Genomic DNA, 20,997 nt, shown 5'->3' with positions numbered 1-20,997 from the left:
AGTAAAAATGTTTTTCTTTTAAATGAAAAAAATAGACTAATGAACTTAGTACTATTTAGTTCCATATAGTCTATTTTTATATTTCAATTATTACTTTGTTAATGATTTTATCTTATAGATAAATGTTGAGTTATTAGCAGTAGATGTTTGGTAACCATTATACTCTTTTGATAATTTTACTAGAGATTTTACTTTAGAAGAGTAATTAGATACTATATTTGTATATGAAGATAATTTATTTATTCCTTCGTTATTTATTTGAGTAAGTCCTTCTTCTAGAGCTGTTGTTCCAGTTAAAGCTGAATTTAGACCAGTTGATAATTCTTTAGTTCCTGCTTCCAGTAAAGTTAGACCACTTTTTAATTCATCTAATCCAGCTGTTAGACCAAGCGAACCATCTTTTGCGTCTTTTAAGGCTTCTTCTAGAGTTGCTATCATGGTGTTGATTGTTGTAACAGATGAAGATAATTTTGCATTTAAAGTAGTTATAGCTGTACTATTATTTTCAATTAATAATAGATATGGAATTGCAGATATTTCTTCTGTAGTTAAGCCATGTTTAATTAAACAAATACCTAGTTTTTGTTCATCTGTTTCAGTAGTTAAATTACATTCTACAGCAGCTTTTTTAGCATTTAAAATTCTTGTTTCATCATTATTAAATGCAACTTTTAATTTTGTTAACATTTGAGTATTTGAAGCTTGTAACTCTTTTAAAGATTCTGCTTGAGCAATTGCTTCAGGACTAGTTTGTTCAGCTACTAGTTGTTCTTTTACAGCTTCTAGAGAAGCAATAATTTGTTCAATGCCAGAAGTTAAGTCAATTGAACCATTTTTTATTCTTTCCACTCCACCTAATACTTCACTATATTTACTAGTTAAAGTAGAAGCACCTACTGATAATTTTTCAGTACCAGTTTTTAATTCAGTAGTACCAGATACTACTTTATTCATACTATCTTGTAGAGTATTAATTGAGGAAGATAGATTATCCATCTTATTGAATACAGATAAATCACTTTCAGATAGTAGTTTTGGAGTTGCTACTAAGTAGATATTATTTAAAGTAAAGTTAGTTGTTGTATAGTTAATTTCAACATTATTTAGACTCTTTAAATCCTCTAGACCAATACTTTCATATAATCCAGGTGTAGCAAGAGCTACTAACATACTCTTATTACCAGTTGATGTTACTTTACCATTTGTTACAGTAATATTTGAATTGTTTTTATTAGAAAGAGTTGTGCCAACGGTTACAACAAATGGAGTATATTGTTTGTAATAAGTGCTGTATGAGTTATTAGTTAAATTTAATTTAATAGTAATATTACCTTTTTTACCAATTAAATCTTTTACTTTAGTTTCTTTACCATTTAAATAGTATTTAGCTTCTACTGTAATTGGTAGACTTTCTTTAGTTGTTCCTTGATAATAAATATCTTTACCAGTTGAGTTCCAACTAATTATACCATTATCAAGACTATATTTTTCTTTACCATTAATATTTAGAATTTTTTGTAAATCTGTATCATCAGTAATTGTTCCTTTTTCTAGATTAGATAAATGATTATTAACAGTAGTTTTTTCTACTTTACCATCATAGTTTAAGTTAGCATAAATTGTTTCTTCTTTTGTTAAGGCAAATGTAGAAATTGGGGTTAATAACATACTAGATATTAGGATACCCGAAATAACTTTATTCATATTTTTCATATTATTTTCCTTCTTTCTTAACATTTTTATTTTTTAGAATTATCTTATCACATAGCATTAATAATGATGGTAAGATAAAGATAACTGATATCATACTAATTAGAGAACCTCTTGCTAGTAAGTTACAAATTGAACCAATCATATCTATTTTTGTATAGAAACCAACACTTGCTGTTGCGGCAAAGAAGCATAAAGCTGAAGTTATGATAGATGGAATTGTAAACTTAAGAGTTTCCTCCATACATTTTTGTTTATTGGCACTTTTTTGTCTTTCTTCAATATACTTAGTAGACATTAAAATTGCATAGTCTATTGTTGCTCCTAACTGAATTGTTCCAACAACGATTGAGGCTATAAACGGAAGAGATGTTCCTGAATAGTAAGCAATTGACATATTTACAAAGATAGCAAATTCAATCACTAAACTTAAGACTACTGGTAAACTTAATGATTTTAATACTAATACCATGATTATAAATATTACAGCAAGTGATGTGTAATTAACCATGTTAAAGTCATGATCAGCAATAGTTATTAAGTCTTTCATTAGAGCACCTTCACCGGCTACAATAGCTTTTTTATCATATTTATGAACGATTTTATTTATTGCAGTTAACTGATTATTTAAATCATCAGATGCTATTTCATAAGTAGAATTGGTTAAGACTAATTGATATTTATCATTGTTTAGTATTTCTTGTAGGTTGTCTGGAATTATTGTTTCTAGACCATTGTTTACGAATTCACTTGGTGATAAGACTAAGTCTATTCCTTTAACTGATTTTAATTCATCTGTAAGGGATTCAATATCACTACTTGAAACATTTTTATCCATAATAATTATTTCTGGAGATGTTATACCAAACTTTTTAGCTAAGTCATTGTTTGCTACATTAAAGGCTAAATCTTTTGGAAGTGACTCATCAAGTTTGTAGTAAACATCATAATTACTATTACCAATGTATGCAGGTATCATTAATAGGACAAAAGCTATTAAAATGAATTTTTGTTTTGATATTATAAACTTTGGTAATTTTTCAAATTTAGGTAATAATACTTTGTGTTTTGTTTTTTCTATTTGTTTATCAAAAATTAATAGGAATGATGGGAATATTGTGACAACACATATTAATCCACATAAAACTCCTTTTGCCATAACAATTCCAATATCTTTACCTAATAATAAGTCCATAGTACATAGTGCTAGGAAACCAGCAAATGTAGTTAAGGATGAACCTAATATTGATTTAAATGTTTGAACTATGGCGTCGGCCATGGCTTTCTTTTTATCTTTGATTTTCTTTTTAGAATCTTCATATTTATGATATAGAAATATTGAAAAGTCTGTTGTTACTCCTAATTGTAGTACGGCTGAGATAGACTTTGTAATATAACTTATATCTCCTAAGAAGTAGTTACTTCCCATATTATAAATAATTGCTATACCAATATTTCCTAGTAATAAAAAAGGTATTATGTAGGAATCTGTTGTTGCTAGAAGTATAAGTAAACAGAAAATTACAGCTATTGAAACATAGGCTACTAATTCACTATTTGATAAGTCCATGGTATCAATTACCATAGCGGTCATACTACTTACTTTGTTAGCATCTTTTACAACTTCTCGTAATGATCTAACGGCATCTATTGTTGAGTCTTCAGACGTTGAACCATTAAATGTTACGAAGATTACTGTTTCTTTGTCATTATATAATTTATCTTGTATTTCATCTGGTAACATATCATATGGAATAGTTGTTCCTAAGACATCGGCAATACTACATACTTCTTTAACGTTCTTTATATCTTTTATTTTTTCCTCTAGGGCTAATATTTGTTCTGAATCTCTATCATTTGTCATTACGAAGGCATATGAACCAAGACCGAACTCATCAGTTAAAATGTTTTCTCCCTTTATAGTTTCGATTGTATCTGGTAAGTAAACTAAAATATCATAATTTACTCTAGTGTTTACATAACCAAATATTGATACTATGAAAAGAAGTAAACTTATCACTAGAACTATAACACTGTTATTGGTTATTTTTTCTGCGATTTTTTTCATACTTTTTCCTCCTCTTTGCATAATTAATTCTATGCTTTAAAAGAAAAAAGACCAGTAAAATATATTCTTTTATGTTTGATAACCGACAGTTGTATGCTAAAAGTAGTGTATTTAACCAACTTTGTGTTGTTTATCTTTACATTAGAAGTTTTAGGTATATAATAGTGTATAGGTGATGGAAAATGGATAAAAAGGAAGATTTACGTGTAATTAAGACAAAAAAGAGTTTATATGACGGATTATTAGTCATGATGAAGGATAAACCTTTTGAAGATATTAAAGTGGCGGACATATGTAGAGTGGCTTTAACTAATCGTTCTACTTTTTATGATCATTTTAATGATAAATATGAACTTTTATACGCTTTAATGAAAGATATGGAAATTGCTTTAGTTGATAAGTTAAAGTCTAATACCAATATTTCTAGTACAAAAGATTTTTATATGAAAATGATTGAGTTGTTATTTGAGCATATTAGTGAGAATGTATCTTTCTACTCTTCTATTATTAAGAATAACAATAATAGTGTTGCGAACGACATGATTAGAAATACTTTGTTAATGGATGTTAGAAGTCATATTGAGAGTGAGAAGAATTATAATAGTGAGGTACCTGCAGAGGTACTTACAATGTTTTATGTAAGTGCGGTTATGAATGTATGTTCTATGTATCTTAGAGAACCTAATAAATATACAAAGAATGATATTTTAGGTTACTTAGATAAGTTATTACCTGATAATTTGTATTAAAAGAAAGAGACTAGATTTTAGTCTCTTTTAGTTTGTTTGGTCTTTTAAATAAATTGTTGTTCCGGATATTAGGATGCCGATTACACAAAGTATCATAATAATTGGAGAAGCTGTATCTGGATTTGTTACCATGTCTTGGGTTACTCTTAAGTGTAGTATGTATTCTACTCCGTTTGCTGTTGCGATAATTTCTGTTTCTCCTACTTTTAATGGTTTAATGTTTCCTTCACTATCTACTTTAGCAATACTCGTATCTAGGACTCTGTAGGAAACTGTGGTTTTGGTACTTTCCAAGTCTTTGAAATAACTTTTCATTTTAATGTTTTTTATTTCTGAGATGTTTACTGTTTCGTTAGATTCTTGTTTGACATTTTTGTAATAAAGTCTTATTATTTTTCCACCACATCCATAATTATGTTTGTCTGTATCATAACTTACATAGGTATAGCCCGGCATTTCTTCTATTATTTCATTAATATCATCAACTAAGCCTTTAATTTCATTTGATTCTTTAAGTTCTTCTCCTACTACTTTTCTAAAAAGTATATCGGTAGATATGTAACTAGTACTTGTTGATGATTCAATTAATGCTAACTTGTTTTGATTGTAGGAAAAATCTATATCATCCATGGGCGTTGCTCCATTTTTTACTTCATCTGTATACATTGATACTTTAATTATATATTTACCAATAATATCTTTATAGCATTCTTTATATACACAATAATTGTTTAGTCCAACTATTTTACCATCTTTTATTTCATAAGAATCTCCATAAATTGCATATATTACAAAATTATTATTATCAATACCCCATATTTCATGCGACACATTTTTTGTTTCTTGGATGTCATATTGTTCTTCTGGAAGTAATTCATCTGCATTTATGTATTCTATTATTGTACTTGGCATACAAGCAGCTTTCGTGTTATAAAATGGTGCTATTGCTAGTAACAAAGCAGTTAGTAAAAGTGTTTTCTTTTTCATTATCTCACCTATTCTTCTTAATCTATAATTATTATATAATTAAATCTTTTTTATTTCAAGGTTGTTTAGGTATGAAAAAAGACATCTAATGATGTCTTAATCTATGTTAATTAATTCGTATTCTGTTGTACCAATACCTAGTTTTTCAGCTGATTCTATAGTATGATATCCGTTTCTTGATTCAATTCTTTCTATTAAATGATGTTTTCCTGGATCACTACTGTTATATACCATATCAAGACAAGCTTTATCGATAGCAACGGGATCTGTTGATAGGACTATGCCAATATCTTTCATACATGGATCTTCTGCTACACTACAACAATCGCAATCTACGGACATGTTTGCTAGAACATTTATGTAGACAATTTTATTATTGAATAATTTTACAACAGATGAGGCTGCATCAGCCATGGACTCTAAGAAACTATCATGATCTGCTGTCCATAGATTTTCTGGTACTCCTACTCCATGGATATAGGCTTTACCATATGATGAAGCACAACCAATTGATAATTGTTTTAGAGCTCCACCATAGCCTCCCATAGGATGACCTTTGAAATGAGAAAGAACTAACATTGAATCATAGTTTTTAATGTTTTTACCGACATGATTTTCTTTTATCTTTTTACCATTTGGAATTTGCAAGACTAAATCTGGTCCTTCAGCATCTAATAAGTCAACATCAAAATACTTAGTCCAACCATGATTATCTAATAACTTCTTATGCTTTTCAGTAGTATTTCTAGCACCATCATAGGCAGTATTACATTCTACTACTGTACCATTTACATAATCAATAATATCTTTAAAATACTCTGGATGTAAGAAGTTTTGATTACCTTCTTCACCTGAGTGAACTTTAACAGCGACTTTACCTTCTAGATTGCATTTAGCAGTTTTATATAAGTTTACTAAACTTTCTTTGGTTAAATTTTTTGTAAAATATACTTTTGCTTTTTCCATTATTTATCCCTCCTATATTTATTATAACAAAAAGTAGACAAATTTACTTGTCTACTTTGTATTTTTTTTTAATCTAGATCGGTTCTAGCTAGAATAGCAGCTGGTGTTTTACGTAGGGTAGCAAATACTGGAATTAGTCCTACTATTAGATTAAAAGTATAACAGATTATTATAGAGGCTAAGACAGTTGGAACATTTACCATAATAATTCTTTGCATATATGGTACTGTTGTTAGGACTTTCATTATGTAAGCACAAATTAGAATTCCTGTTAAACTTGTTAAGGTTGTTATAGCGATTATTTCACCTGAGAACATAATGTAAATATCTTTTTTCTTAACACCTATAGCACGATAAATTCCTACTTCTTTTACTCTAGATAAGAATGATGATCTACTCATTAAGAATATTTCGATTAGAGATATGGCTAGAACGATTGTAGCACTAGCTAACATTATGTTATTACTTTTTGCACGTGATGCAATATAATTTTCTCTATCCTTTTGATAATTATCATAAATATTTATTTCATAATTATTTCTAAAGTTTTCAATTGTTTTAGTTTTATTGTCTGTATAGATTGTTAGCTTTTTAGTTTTAAAAATTAGACTTGTTTCTATAGTGTTGGTATTTACAAAGTAATTATTTATTTCATCTGCTGAAGAATAGTAACCAACTACTACTAGTTTACGCTCACCTATTTTAGTTGAAATTTCCTTATTTAATTTCATAGATTCTTCATTACTTATATTGACAATAGTTTCATAATCATTTGTTGGTTCTCTACCCTTGGTAATAGTTATTTTGTCTTTAAATAAGTTATAATCTTGAATACCTGTTGTTCCTTCATTTTCCTCTGCATAAGCATCGTTTACATTTTTTGAGTTATATAACATATCAATAAACATATCTTCACTTACATATATTGAAGGTGATACTAGGTCTGTTATTCCTACTATTGTAAATTCATTCATAGAAGTTATTCTGGCTTTTCTATTTAGGACATCTTTAATAGTCTTAACATTGGCCATTTTGTTAACTCCGTCGCTTGATGAATACATTTTTTCAATAGCTAGTTTATCTACTACTATTTCATAATTATTTTCTGGCATTCTACCATATATCAGATCATCTTTAGTAATCATATTAATTGAAGACATAGAACCTTTTAAAAGCATATTTTGTTTACTCGTTTGATAATAGTCACTTAAAGGTACTCGCATACTTATATTAGAACTTCCTGGTAAGATGTAGTTTACTCCTTCTACTTCTGTATATTTTTGATATGTAGATGGGTCTGTTTTGTTAGTCTCAATAGTTATATAGTTTTTATTAGTTTCAACAAATTCTTTTTCATTTACTCTTGAAGCTGCTCCCATACTACTAGTTGAAATCATTATAAAGATACCAGATAGGAAAAAACCAATTAATAGAATCTTTTTAATTAGAGAATAAGCAAATACTTTTTTAAAACCATTAGTTATAAAAGTAAGAGGATTAAATATTGAAGAGTATCTTAATTTTCTACTTTTATCGATAACATTTTCAAAGTCAAATTCATATTTTTCCAGTTCATTTTTATCAAGTTTATGATAATGGTCATTGATAAACTCAATACTAGAGTCTTCGTCCACTACTTCAATTGAATTATTATTTTTACTACGAATATAAATATTATTATTTTTAATTACTATTTCTACTTGTAGTTTTTCATCATTATCATGATAGATTGTTATATCATTAGTTTTGTCTTTAAAGTTATCTTCTTTTTTAAAGTCTTTTAGATAGAATCTATTATCGATAGCGTAGTCTAGTTCATTAGTATGAGTGTTTTCATAGTCTTTTACGACTTTACCATCAGATATTTCAATAATTCTACTAGCGTAAAAGTTAGCTAAATTTGTTTCATGTGTTACTAGTATTACTAATCTATCTTTAGAAATGGCTTTGATAATATTCATTATTTCTACAGAGTTTTTACTGTCTAAGTTACCTGTTGGTTCATCTGCTATGATGATATTGGGATTTTTTACAATTGCGCGAGCAATACCTACTCTTTGACGTTCTCCACCAGATAACATATTAGCTGGTCGTTTTCGATAACGATACATTCCTACTTTTTCTAGGACATAAGTTACTCTTTTATCTATTTCTTTTTTATCTTTAATACCAATTATTTTTAAACTTAAGGCAACATTATCATAGACAGATAAATTATCTACTAGTTTATAATCTTGGAAAATGTAACCAATATTTAAGTTTCTTATTTTATCTACTTTGTAACTAAACTTACTAGTAATCTTTTGATCATTTATGAATATTTTACCTTTTTGTACCTTGTCTAGACCACCTATAACATTTAAAAGAGTTGTTTTACCAGAACCAGATGGACCAAGTAAAGCTACTAGACCAGTATCTTCTAAAGTAAGAGATGTATTATCAATTACATGAATTTGGTTTTTCTTATGACGATTAAAATACTTATTAATATTTTCTATTTTTATCATTATTACACCTCTTCTCTATAAGAGTTCATGACACTCTTTTTAAATATTTTAGCAGCATATTTTTCGCTTATTAAGAATGATAATAAGACTAGTATTAAATATATTAGACCATAGTCATTAAATGTTAAGTATTCATTTATAGTTTGAAGAGTTGAATTTTTTATAGTACCTAGATGATTTAAATATACACATAAATCAAAAGCAAAATATGCGATATTAGCAACAATAAATAATTCAATTATTAGTAGTTGTCTAGCGACTTTTTTAGGAGCACCTAACATTCTAATGGTTGTATAGTAAATATTTCTAGATTTTAAGATTAGTTTTATAACAAAATATGTGATAAAGAAAAGTGTTGCGACTAAGATGATTGTAACTATTATTTTTAAGACTCTAATAATTACTGAGGCAGTTGGTTGAATTAGAGTGTTTTTAACGACTAGGGTTTTATAATCTAGTTTGTTTAATTCTTTTTCTGTTTCAGCAATTTTGTGAGCATCTTTTACGTAAACACTCATTTGATAGGTATCTTTGTTATATAAATTATTATAGTTTTCAGGATTTATAAATATGATGCCATTATATAAATCAAATTCTTCTTTGTTGTAGTTTGGTAATTCTAGAATGGAAGATATGTTTTTAGAATTATAATACTTAGTTACATGAACATCTATTTTATCTTCATAATATAAGTTACTTATATGGATATTTATGTTTTGGTTTAGACAATTTTCTTTAGGACACTCGTATTTATAATCTTCAGTAATATATGCTTCATTTAGTGGCACCCAGTTATTTGGGACTATTTTATATGCTGGATTCCAACTATTTATTTTATGATTTTTACCTAAGAAGTTAACTATTGTTGTACTGTAGGATTCATTACTTTGTACTTGAAATTTATCAATAGCTTTTTCTGTAAAATATAATTGATATTGGTAGTCTTCAATATCCTTTTTATATTTAATACCTACTATTTTATAGTCCTTTATATCATCTTGAATAAGAGATGAAGAGTTGTTTTCTATATTGTAGGTTTTACTCATTAATTCATCATATTGTTGTCCTAGGTAATAGTCTTTTTTACTACCAACAATAACTATCTCATTATCAGATTCTGGCATTCTACCAACATCTAATTTACCAGATAATTGCTTAATACTTTTTGGAGTTCCATCTATATAGTAACTATTATCTGATGATGATAAGTAGAAAGTTTGGTCAACAATGGAGTCGTTTTTCATAATATGTTTTATATTATCTAGGGAAGCAATTTTATTTATTTCTTCTTCAGAAATACTAGATTTATCTTTTTTATTTACTATGATACGACTTTCATCTAAGTCTTGGAATAAGTAATTATAGCCTGCTTTAGAAGACTCGTATTCACTCTTTTTAAATGATGAGTATTCTGTCATTAAAGCAACAACAATAAATAAGTAAACTATTAATAATAAAATAAATTTAGGAGCAACATTAAAGGTATTTCTAAAACCTAATTTTAGTTTATTGAAGAAGGTAATGTTTTTATAATGATTTTCTTTGGCTTCTCCATATTTTACTTCTTTTAGTTTTTTATCTTCTAATACTTTGCCATCGTGCATAGTTATTTTTCTTGTAGCATAATCACTTATTTGTTCATAGTTATGAGTAACAACAATAACTAGTTTATCTTTTGATAGTTCACTTAGAAGTTTAATAACGCTTTCAGCTGATCTTTTATCTAGACTTCCAGTTGGCTCATCAGCAATTATAATTGGAACATCTTTTGCTAGAGCTCTTGCTATGGCTACACGTTGTTTTTGACCACCTGATAGTTTAGATACTTTAGTCTTGCGGAATTTAGTTAGACCAACTTTGTCTATTAAATCTAAGACTTTAGGTTTAGCCTCTTTTTTAGTTAGACCATTTAATATTAGAACTAATTCAATATTTTGATAAACGGTGTAACTATTTATGAGGTTGAAGTTTTGGTAGATGTTTCCGATATATTTACGACGGTAATCTTCCCAATCTTTTTCTAGGTAATGGCTAGTTTCTTGACCATTAATGTACATTTCTCCTTCTTCGTAAGTATCAAGACCTGATATTACATTTAATAATGTAGATTTACCAGAACCTGATTCACCAGTTATCGCAATAAATTCACCTATTTTAAACTCAAGATTTACTTTAGTGAAGCCTGAGGCAATAACTCCTTTACTATAATAGAATTTTGAAACATTTTTTAACTTTATCATATACTGTTTCCTTTCTTTTAATTAAGATAATTATATGTATTTAGTTGGTTGCATACAAGCAATTTTACTTGGAATTTTGGTAAGTTTACTTTACATTTTTGATTTTTTCTAACATAAGGTCTACTACTTCATCAACGTTTGATGTTGAGGTATCTATTTCAATAGCGTTTTTTGGTTTTAAAAAATTAAGAGATGCTATATCTTTTTGATCGTTTTCTTTTATAATTTCAATTGCTTGTTCAAGAGTTAGTTCTTTTCTTTTTTGAAGTAGACGTTTGGCACGTTTATTAGTACTAGCATATAAATAGAACTTTATGTCAGCGTTTGGCATAATTCTTTCTGAGATGTCTCTTCCTTCCATAATTAAGTTTTTGTTTTTACTGATGAACTCTTTTTGAATAGTTCTAACATACTCTTTTATCTCTTTAATAGTAGAAAACTCTAAAACATTTTGAGAGACATCTTTGTCTTCAAGTCTATTAGTTACATTTTTTTCATTTAAATATAGTCCTTGTGGAGTAATATTTATTTTTATATTTGGTAATCGCTTGATTAGTTGTACTTTATCTTTTGGAGTAATGGAGTTTTCTAATAGATCAAGAGTAATTAGACGATAAATATTTCCAGAATTACAGACTGAATAATTTAGTTTTTCTCCTAGTTTTTTTGAAATACTTGTTTTTCCTACTCTAGTTAGGCCATCTATCGCTACTAACATATTACTCTCCTATTCCTACTTTTTCTTTTAGTTCTTGTTCTATTATCCAGTTTATATCCTCGATTGATTTATCAATATTGAAACGACCATTACCTATTGGATAATAGACCGGATATGTTTTGTATGTTTTATCTTTTATTTTTAAAGGGTGCATTTCTTTTCTAGAAGCTGATACAGATATCTTTTTGTTTAAAACAATACTACTTACTTGGTTACCAAATAGGATAATGACTTTAGGATTTACTATTTCTATTTCTTTTAATAATAAATCTAAATATTCTTTATAGACTCTATCTGGTAAGGGTCTTGCATCTACTTGAGTACATTTACCAAGATTAGTTATAAAAACTTTATGCTTTGCTACATCATCGTAGACAAGAGTGGCAAACTCTTCTGTCCAAGATGATCCTGGTATTTTCTTTATTGTTTTATATAGTTCTTCATCAATTAAGTTAACGGCAGAAAATAAGTCCCAGATGTTTTTAGTACCAATCCAAGGAGACTTTAAACCGTGCCAAGTTTTTTGTGAGGCTATATTTCTACCAGTTGGATTCATAAAAACAAAGCAAATATCAGGATTAGTTTCACAGCCTCCATTATAGATAGAATCTAAATCAGGAGAACCGTATTCTAGTTGAAGTTTGTCATAGTACTTTTGCAAGTCTTTTAATTTCATTGATATCACCTACTAATATAAGTATATCATAGATGTAATTATTATTTGTTTGTTTAACACTATTTTTTAAGACTTTACATAGAAAAAGAATAAAAGTAAAACTATTTTAAGCTTAGCTTTTATCCTTTTAATTTATTATTTAATTTTTTTTTTAACTTTTATCTTACTATTTTAGCAGTGCCACCAGCAAATTTAGTAGTTAATTCAATTAACTTTTCAGCAACAATTTCTAATTCTTCATCTTTAGTTTCTTTATTACCAATGATTAGATATAAAACATTTTTAGATTTTTCCGTTACTTTGGTCTTATCAACTTGTCTAATATCTAGCCAGCAGATGACATCATTATCGTCATCAACGAATGAATATTCTCCAGAATTAATTGGTTTTAACTCTTCACTACCTAGTGGTAAGAACTTTTCTGTACCATCAGTTATTTTTAGAGAAACATTTCCAGATACTTTATCAATGTCATGAGCTCCTAGACATAGTTTTGATTCTATTGATAAGATATTATAAATATCTACAGCTTTATTGATACTAACTAAATCTTCTCTTTTAGTTAGTAATTTTATTAAGTTTTCTGATGAAGGAAGATTTTTTCTTCTTGGTACTCCTACTTCTTGATGTAGTTCATAGAAGCCTTCAACTACTTTATCATTTTTAATATCATAGTCTTTATATTTAGTTATTAGTTCTTGAACTTTGTTTTTTCTCCATGATAAGTATTCTTCAGAAATTGATTCATTATCAATACCTTCAATAATAACTGCTTTTATTTTTACTCCTAATTCTAGGACTTTTTCATCTACTATAAACTTCATATATTACTCCTTTTATAAATACCATAATTTTTTGTTGTTCTTTTGAACTGTTTTAATTATTCCTCCGCCAAGACATTCATCATTATGATAAAGTACACAGGCTTGACCTGGAGTTACTCTTTTTACTCCTTGGGGGTATTTTACTAGTATTTCGTTATTATCTAGCCAAGTTAGTTCAACTGGGACATCTTTTTGACGATATCTGAATTTGGCTGTACAATTAGTAATTTTTTCATCACCTAAGTAATTAACATCTTCAATAATACAAGAGTCTGAAATTAAATAGTCATTATCTTCGCCAATACAAACATATAAAATGTTCTTATCTAGATCTTTTCCAACTACAAACATTCTATCTGAGGTACCACCAATATTTAGACCTTTTCTTTGACCAATTGTGTAATACATTAGACCGATGTGTTTACCAAGTACTTCGTTAGTATCAATATTTACAATATTACCTGGAGTGTTTGGTAAATAATTTTCTAGAAACTTAGCAAAGTTTCTTTCACCGATAAAACAAATTCCAGTTGAATCTTTTTTAGTAGCAGTTAATAGACCATGTTCTTTGGCAATTTTTCGTACTTCATCTTTTTTGATATCACCTATTGGAAATAAAACATTTTTTAATTGTTCTTTACTTACTTGAGATAAAAAGTATGTTTGATCTTTATTTTCATCAATAGCTTTTAATAGTTTACCATTTTCAATACGGGCATAGTGACCAGTTGCGATGTAGTCTGCTCCTAGCTCTTTTGCAGTTTTAGCAAACATATCAAATTTTATATACTTATTACACATAATATCAGGATTTGGAGTTCTACCTTTTTTTAACTCATCTAAGAAGTAAGTAAAAACATAATTCCAATACTCCTTTATAAAGTCTTTACGATGTAGTGGAATACCCAATTTATCACAAACAGCTTTAGCGTCATTATAATCTTTTTCTTGAGGACAAATGCCTTCAGATGTAGTTTGAATTGTATTATATTCTCCATCAGCAAGGGAATCCCAATTACGCATGAATAATCCAATTACATCGTAACCTTGTTCTTTTAATTTTATGGCAGCAACAGAAGAGTCTACTCCTCCTGACATACCTATTACTACTTTTTTCATATTATTCCTCTTTTATTTTACAGATACAAATACGTATCCTAGATTTTCAATAATTTCTTTTATTTTATCTAGTTCTAATTCTTTAGAACTAGTAAATGTTACAGTATTAGTCTTTAAATCTACTGATACTTTTTTTATGTCTTTTTCTTTTTCTAGAGCACTTTTTACACGAGAAGCACAATGCTCACAGCTCATGCCTGATACTTCAATTATAGTTTTTATACTTTTAAACATATTCATATCTCCTTTTAATTTTTTCTTATTTTTATTCTATTTAATCTTAGAGCATTTAACATAACGGTTAGACTACTTAGAGTCATGGCAATGGATGCTAGCATAGGATTCATAGTTATATATTTACTAAGTAGTCCTGCAGCAACTGGAATCATACAGATGTTATAGAAGAAAGCCCAGAAGAGATTTTCTTTTATATTTATGACTGCTTTTTTACTGATATTTAGTAAGTTAATTATACTTACTAAGTTATTATTCATTAAGATGACATCAGCTGAATTGTTTGCTATATCAGTACCGGATGATAATGATACACCAATAGTTGCTGTCTTTAGTGATGGGGCATCATTAATACCATCTCCTACCATTAGGACTTTTTCACCTGATGTGATTAAATCTTTTATTTTAGCGGTTTTTTCTTGCGGTAAAAGACTAGCATATACTTCATCAATTCCTAGATCTTTTGCAATAACACTAGCAGTTATTTCATTATCACCAGTTAGCATTAAAACTCTTTTATTTTGATATTTTAACTCTTTAATTATTCTTTTAGCGTTATCACGTGGAGTATCTTTTAGACCAATTAAGGCAATTATTTTGTTATTTTCTAGACAATAGATAATACTATTGCCTGATTCTTGAAGGGACTTTTCTTTTTCTTTGTGGTTGTTATCAATAGATAGTTTTTCTAAGAGTTTACCGTTACCAAGATAGTAGTCTTTATCGTTAATAGTTGCTTTTACTCCGTAGCCAGAGATGTCTTTAAAGTTAGTTACTTCAAGAGATGAATTTATTTCTTTAAAGGCTTTAGCAATAGGATGAGATGATTTATTTTCAATACTAGCAACTAATTCTAGAAGGGATTTTTCACTATATGAACTATAGTTATAAATCTTATTCACTTGTAATTTACCATAAGTTAAGGTTCCTGTTTTATCGAAAATAATAGTTGTTACTTTATGAGCATTTTCTAGTATTTCACTTGACTTTATTAAAATACCATTTTTAGCAGCAAGACCTTCACTTATTACTATCGCAACGGGTGTTGCTAGACCTAGTGCACAAGGACAAGCTACTACTAAGACTGTTACAAAGTAGATTAAGCTACTAGATAGTGGATCTCTTAATACTAGATGAATTATAAAAGTTAGGACTGCTAAAGCGATAATTACCGGTACAAATACACCTGATACTTTATCGGCTATTTTAGCAAGTGGAGCTTTAGTATTTGTTGCTTCTACTACTAGTCTTACTATTTCAGAAATGGTTGTATCTTTACCGATTTTTTCAGCTTTATACTCTACTGTACCATCAATATTTAGACTACCTGCTATTACTTTTTGTGATGGACCTTTCTTTAATGAAGCACTCTCTCCAGTTATGAATGACTCATCGAAGTGCGATTTTCCTTTAGTAATTGTTCCATCTACAGCTATTTTCATACCTGGTTTGCAAATTAAAATATCTCCTTTTTTTACTTCGTCTATTGTTACTTCTTTTTCTTTATTTCCAATTTTTAAAAGGGCAAAACTAGGAGTTATAGTAACTAGTTCTTGAAGTGCTTCTTTAGTCTTTTCTTTACTCTTTCTATCAATATAACGACCTAATTTTATAAAGTAGATTACAGTTACTACCGATTCATAATAAATAGTTTCCATATAGCTTGTTGATTTGAATAGTACTAGGAAGGTTCCTACTAAACTATAGATAAAACTAGCTAGGACTCCTATAGATACTAATGTATCCATATTAGGAGACTTATGAAGTAAGTTTTTATAACCAGATTTAAAAATATCAAAACCATATATTAGAAAGGGAACTGTTAATACTAGTAATGATATGGTGTAGTTTATGGGATGATGTTTCATGCTTAGAAATGGTATTTCTGGAAGACGTGCCATATGAGCCATAGAAATATATAAAACTAAGATTACTAAAAGTGTGAAAATTATTAAGATTTGTTTGTTGTTTTCTTTTTTTGTTTCTTTCTTTTCATTATATATTCCTAGACTTTTGAAACCAGCTTCTTCAACAAACTTATTTAAATCAGTAATAGTTAGGGACTCATCATACTCAATTAAGGCTTGAGCTAAGACGAGATTTACTGTAGCGTTTTTTATACCCTTTTGTTTGTTTAGATATTTTTCTAAGCTATTGGAACAAGCACTACAACTCATACCAGAAATACTTAAGATTACTTTTGCCATAGTTTTCCTCCTTTTATTTTAATTTACTAAATAAATCTATAATATCATCTACTACTTCGTATTTTTCATCTTTTATATCTTTTACCATACATGTTTTCATATGACTTTTTAGTATTTCATTACCTAGACTTTTTAGTGCGTTTGTAGTTGATGAAATTTGAATTAAGACATCATCACAGTAACGATCGTTTACAATCATTTGCTCTATACCATTGATTTGGCCTGAGATAATACGAAGTCTTCTTATTAAAGCTTTCTTTTCTGCTTCAGTTCTGTGTTTGGATCTAGTGCAATTTTGGCACTCTTTTTTCATATTTATCACCTAGAATTCATTATAGGGAGGGAGGGTATTTGTGTCAAGTGTTTTTAATTAAAAAAAAGTATACTTTTTCGTATACTAATTCAATATTTTATCAACTTCATTTAGAATCTCTTGTATATTATTAAAAGCTTTAGAAATATGAAGACCATCTACAAAGATGTGACTTACAGTAATGTTTAGAGTCATTTCGTATTTACCATTATTATTAACATATTTGCCCCAACATATTCTAGGAACTGTTTGAGAGTGTAATTCTTCAGTCATTGGTTGATTGGCTCCAGTAAAGTTTAGCCAAGGAAGACATGTTATGTAGTATTCGTTCCAAGCATCAGTAAGATTATAACTACTATCAGTTAGCTTTGTTTCGTGCTTGGCTTTATCAATTTCTTGCTTAGATAGATTATAGAAGTCTTGATAATTTTTCTTATTTTCAAAGCGGACATTTTCAAAAACTTCATTTTCAGTCATAACAGTAATTGCAGGATTTATGTCATCAAAAATTACAGGTTTATTATTAACAAAACGCATACGCATTTCTGGTACTTTGTTTAGTCCATTTACAACGATGTATAACATATTAATAAAGAAAGATGTATTGGTTGCTTTAGTATAAGCGACTAATTTAGTTACATCCATAGTAACGTTTATTCCATAAGTTGGATTTTTAAATGACTTAAACCAGTCATAGGTTTTTTTACGTGGAGAATTTTCTATATCTAATTCATGCATTTTATCTACCTCTTTTCTTGATGTTAATTATAGCATGAATAGTACTTTATAGTAAATGTTTATGATCTGTATGATTGCAGCACTTAACACATAAAAAGACTAATTTTTTAATTAGTCCTCTTAGAAATAATATTTTTGCTACATAAATAAGTTAAGATAAAGTATCCTCCATAGATGGTAACTAAAAAGATAGCAGTCATGATATTTGATAAAAGTAGACCTTTAGTACCCATTGATTCTAATAAGAAGTTAGCAAACTTTATACCAAATATGGAATGAATGATTGCTAGAAGGAGTGGTGTTGCAAAGAAGATACCAATTTGTTTAAATAAAGCACTATTTAGCATTTCTTCACTAGCTCCTATTTTTCTTAACATATTATAACGTTCTTTATTATCAGTTGATTCAGATAATTCTTTTAAAGCTAGAATTGCGGCACTTGATATTAAGAAAATTATACCTAAATATAGACCAACAAATGTTACTAGGGAACCTAGACCAACTGATGCTTTTGCTATATCTATTTTACTATTGTAAGTTAACCAAGTTGTTTTGTTGTAATTGTTTGATAGAACTTCATCTATTTTATCTTCTGTTTTTTCTTTATCGTTTTTGTAGTTAGCTACTAAGAATTCTGCTATGGATGTATGATTTTCTAGTGCTTTATCTGGTAAAACGATAAAGCCTGTGTTAGAACGAGAACTATTTAATTCGTAGAAACCATCTTGACATTTTTTATATTTTGAATGATATGTTTCATTGTTTAATAGTAATTCGGGATTATTTTTAAGGCCTGTATTTATAATGCTTGCCATGTAGTCATAATTAACTATAACAATATATTCATTTTCTTTTAGATTGTACTTTTCTAAATTGAATTTTTCAGCTAGAGCATTATAGTCATTTAGTTTCATTAAATCTATTGTTTGATTATATAGAAGGAATGGATATTCTTTATATATTTCATCTAGACTATTAATAAGTAATGATTTTAAAATAATACTTTCATCTTCATAGATATTAAAGGAAAGTGTATCTTTAAATTCTTCTTCTGGATTTAGATTAAGATTTTCTAATGTTTTTTCAATAGAAATTTTTGAGTCGTTTGCTTCTATTTCACTAAAACCATTTCCTTCTTCTCTATTTACTGGTTTAGTAAACTCAATATCCATAGGGACTAATTCTTTTAGATTTTTAGTCATAGAATTTTTTAAAGATAAGGAACTTGATAAAACACAAATTGTTACAAATAACATTAAACAAATGATTGTCATGGAAAAGACCATGGTATTTATTTTACTACTTATTTGTCTTACGATAAAACTATTTAGTCCTTTATAATAGATATTTTTTAGAGACATTACTAGTTTTAGAATTAGACCTGACATAGACCAGAATAAAGTAAATGTTGAAACTATTCCCATAATTATTGGAATTAGTATTTGATCTGCTGTTGTTAGTTTTTCAAAGCCATCTGTTACTAGGTAGTAAGCTAGTCCTAAGACGATTACTGATATAATAAATATTACTATACAGACGTATGGGTTTTTAAGTTTTACTTTTTCAGATTTTTTAGATGATGATAATAAGTCAATTAATTTATATTTATTTATGATTATGGTATTAAAGATAATTACAATTAAGTACATAATACCAAAATAAATTAAAGTTTTAAGACAAGCACTTTGTGAAAAAACAAATTGGAACTTGGTCATATCTGCTTCAAACATATTAGCAACTAAAACACTCATTAATTGAGATAGGAATACACCTAAACCTAGGCCAATTATTAGGGAAATTAGACCTATTAGAAGTGTTTCAAAGAATAAAATTAGGGATATCTTTCTTTTACTCATACCTAGGGTTAAGTAAATAGCAAATTCTTTATTTCGTCTTTTTATTAAGAATCTTGAGGCATATATTATTAGGAAGCCTAGGATAAAGGAGACAAAAACACTTATAGCTGATAAGATACTAGTCATTAATTTTATTATTTCATAGGTTCTTCCTGAAACTTTAAACATTACTGTTTGAGAGTCTATGGCGTTAAAAACGTAAAAGATTGCAACTCCTAGTATTAGAGTAAAAAAGTAGATGGCATAGTCTTTCATACTCTTAGTAATGTTTTTTAGAGATAGTTTACAAAGCATCATTTAGATCGCCACCTAGTAGGGTTACAACGTCTATTATCTTATCAAAAAATTCTTTACGAGTTTGCGTTCCTTTATAGAACTCATTAAAAATTTTACCATCTTTGATAAAGATAACACGACTAGCATAACTTGCTGTAAAGGCATCGTGTGTTACCATTAGTATTGTTGTTTTTAATTCGGTGTTTAAGTAGTTAAACTTCTCTAGTAACATTTTCGATGATTTGGAGTCTAGAGCTCCTGTTGGTTCATCGGCTAAAACTAAGGTTGGTTCAGTTATGATGGCACGAGCTGCTGCTACTCTTTGTTTTTCTCCACCTGACATTTCATATGGATATTTCTTTAGAATTTTTTCAATATTTAATTCTTTTGCTACCATTTTTATTCTACCCTCTATTTCAGGAATAGAACAGTTTTGTATAGATAGTGCAAGAGCAATATTTTCATAAGCAGTTAGAGTATCTAGAAGATTAAAATCTTGAAAAACAAAGCCTAACTCTTCCCTTCTAAATTTGTTTAAATCATTTCCTTTTAATTTAGTAACATCTTGATCATTTACATAGATATGACCTGATGTTACTTTATCAATTGTTGAAATACAATTTAGAAGAGTTGTCTTACCTGAGCCAGAAGCACCCATTATTGCTACAAACTCCCCCTCTTCTACTTCAAAAGAAATATTATCAATAGCTTTAGTTAGACTAGATCTATTGCCATAATACTTTTCTATTTTTTCTATTTTTAATACTTTTTTCATAATTTTACTCCTTTCAATAGCTAGTTTATTATAG

At 28.2% G+C, this 20,997-nt stretch carries 17 protein-coding genes; 1 reads left to right on the top strand and 16 read right to left on the bottom strand.

The annotated features are described in order from the left end of the window. Positions 1–90 precede the first annotated feature (90 nt). Together Q0371_RS01435 and Q0371_RS01430 are read right to left on the bottom strand one after the other, a co-directional pair. Positions 91–1,713 (bottom strand): hypothetical protein, encoded by a 1,623-nt coding sequence (locus Q0371_RS01435; RefSeq protein WP_298467382.1) that lies wholly within the window; start codon positions 1,711–1,713, stop codon positions 91–93. Position 1,714: 1 nt separating this feature from the next. Beyond that, positions 1,715–3,778 (bottom strand): MMPL family transporter, encoded by a 2,064-nt coding sequence (locus Q0371_RS01430; RefSeq protein WP_298467379.1) that lies wholly within the window; start codon positions 3,776–3,778, stop codon positions 1,715–1,717. A gap of 182 nt (positions 3,779–3,960) precedes the next feature. Here Q0371_RS01430 and Q0371_RS01425 point away from each other — a divergent pair, with 182 nt between their 5' ends. After that, on the top strand, positions 3,961–4,527 hold the full coding sequence (locus tag Q0371_RS01425) for a TetR/AcrR family transcriptional regulator C-terminal domain-containing protein (RefSeq protein ID WP_298467376.1): 567 nt from the start codon (positions 3,961–3,963) through the stop codon (positions 4,525–4,527). 27 nt (positions 4,528–4,554) lie between these two features. Here the strand turns inward: Q0371_RS01425 and Q0371_RS01420 are convergent, their stop codons facing one another. The 14 genes from Q0371_RS01420 to Q0371_RS01355 all read right to left on the bottom strand — a co-directional run bounded on the left by Q0371_RS01420 (position 4,555) and on the right by Q0371_RS01355 (position 20,963). Next, on the bottom strand, positions 4,555–5,514 hold the full coding sequence (locus Q0371_RS01420) for an Ig-like domain-containing protein (RefSeq protein WP_298467373.1): 960 nt from the start codon (positions 5,512–5,514) through the stop codon (positions 4,555–4,557). A gap of 96 nt (positions 5,515–5,610) precedes the next feature. Continuing rightward, positions 5,611–6,480, bottom strand: coding sequence for a DUF362 domain-containing protein (locus tag Q0371_RS01415; protein WP_298467370.1), 870 nt, complete (start codon positions 6,478–6,480; stop codon positions 5,611–5,613). A 68-nt stretch (positions 6,481–6,548) separates the two neighbouring features. Further along, positions 6,549–8,987 carry an ABC transporter ATP-binding protein/permease gene (locus Q0371_RS01410; RefSeq protein ID WP_298467368.1) on the bottom strand — a complete coding sequence of 813 codons (2,439 nt, stop codon included), beginning with the start codon at positions 8,985–8,987 and terminating at the stop codon, positions 6,549–6,551. A 2-nt stretch (positions 8,988–8,989) separates the two neighbouring features. Further along, complete coding sequence (locus tag Q0371_RS01405) at positions 8,990–11,227, bottom strand: ABC transporter ATP-binding protein (RefSeq protein WP_298467365.1); 2,238 nt, start codon at positions 11,225–11,227, stop codon at positions 8,990–8,992. Between the two features lie 85 nt (positions 11,228–11,312). Continuing rightward, positions 11,313–11,945, bottom strand: coding sequence for a (d)CMP kinase (gene cmk / locus Q0371_RS01400; RefSeq protein ID WP_298467362.1), 633 nt, complete (start codon positions 11,943–11,945; stop codon positions 11,313–11,315). Position 11,946: 1 nt separating this feature from the next. After that, positions 11,947–12,621: a uracil-DNA glycosylase family protein gene (locus tag Q0371_RS01395; protein WP_298467359.1), complete on the bottom strand. Its 675-nt coding sequence runs from the start codon at positions 12,619–12,621 to the stop codon at positions 11,947–11,949. Between the two features lie 158 nt (positions 12,622–12,779). Then, complete coding sequence (locus Q0371_RS01390) at positions 12,780–13,445, bottom strand: phenylalanine--tRNA ligase beta subunit-related protein (protein WP_298467356.1); 666 nt, start codon at positions 13,443–13,445, stop codon at positions 12,780–12,782. 12 nt (positions 13,446–13,457) lie between these two features. Then, positions 13,458–14,564, bottom strand: coding sequence for a tRNA 2-thiouridine(34) synthase MnmA (mnmA, locus tag Q0371_RS01385; RefSeq protein WP_298467353.1), 1,107 nt, complete (start codon positions 14,562–14,564; stop codon positions 13,458–13,460). 12 nt (positions 14,565–14,576) lie between these two features. Then, positions 14,577–14,798 carry a heavy metal-associated domain-containing protein gene (locus Q0371_RS01380; RefSeq protein ID WP_021962716.1) on the bottom strand — a complete coding sequence of 74 codons (222 nt, stop codon included), beginning with the start codon at positions 14,796–14,798 and terminating at the stop codon, positions 14,577–14,579. A gap of 14 nt (positions 14,799–14,812) precedes the next feature. Further along, positions 14,813–17,005, bottom strand: a complete 2,193-nt coding sequence (locus Q0371_RS01375) for a heavy metal translocating P-type ATPase (protein ID WP_298467348.1) — start codon at positions 17,003–17,005, stop codon at positions 14,813–14,815. A 13-nt stretch (positions 17,006–17,018) separates the two neighbouring features. Beyond that, positions 17,019–17,318 carry a metal-sensing transcriptional repressor gene (locus Q0371_RS01370; RefSeq protein ID WP_298467344.1) on the bottom strand — a complete coding sequence of 100 codons (300 nt, stop codon included), beginning with the start codon at positions 17,316–17,318 and terminating at the stop codon, positions 17,019–17,021. 84 nt (positions 17,319–17,402) lie between these two features. After that, entirely contained in the window at positions 17,403–18,056 is a 654-nt protein-coding gene (locus tag Q0371_RS01365) for a CatA-like O-acetyltransferase (protein WP_021962713.1), read from the bottom strand. 107 nt (positions 18,057–18,163) lie between these two features. Further along, on the bottom strand, positions 18,164–20,209 hold the full coding sequence (locus Q0371_RS01360; RefSeq protein WP_298467341.1) for an FtsX-like permease family protein: 2,046 nt from the start codon (positions 20,207–20,209) through the stop codon (positions 18,164–18,166). After that, on the bottom strand, positions 20,196–20,963 hold the full coding sequence (locus Q0371_RS01355; protein WP_298467336.1) for an ABC transporter ATP-binding protein: 768 nt from the start codon (positions 20,961–20,963) through the stop codon (positions 20,196–20,198). The genes Q0371_RS01360 and Q0371_RS01355 overlap by 14 nt, the downstream gene beginning before the upstream one ends. Positions 20,964–20,997: the final 34 nt, after the last annotated feature.

Origin of the sequence: uncultured Psychrobacillus sp., assembly GCF_938022135.1 — a bacterium.
GTDB lineage: Bacteria > Bacillota > Bacilli > Bacillales_A > Planococcaceae > Psychrobacillus.
Note: the sequence above shows the minus strand (reverse complement) of the source record. Positions and strands in the feature narration are given on the sequence as shown.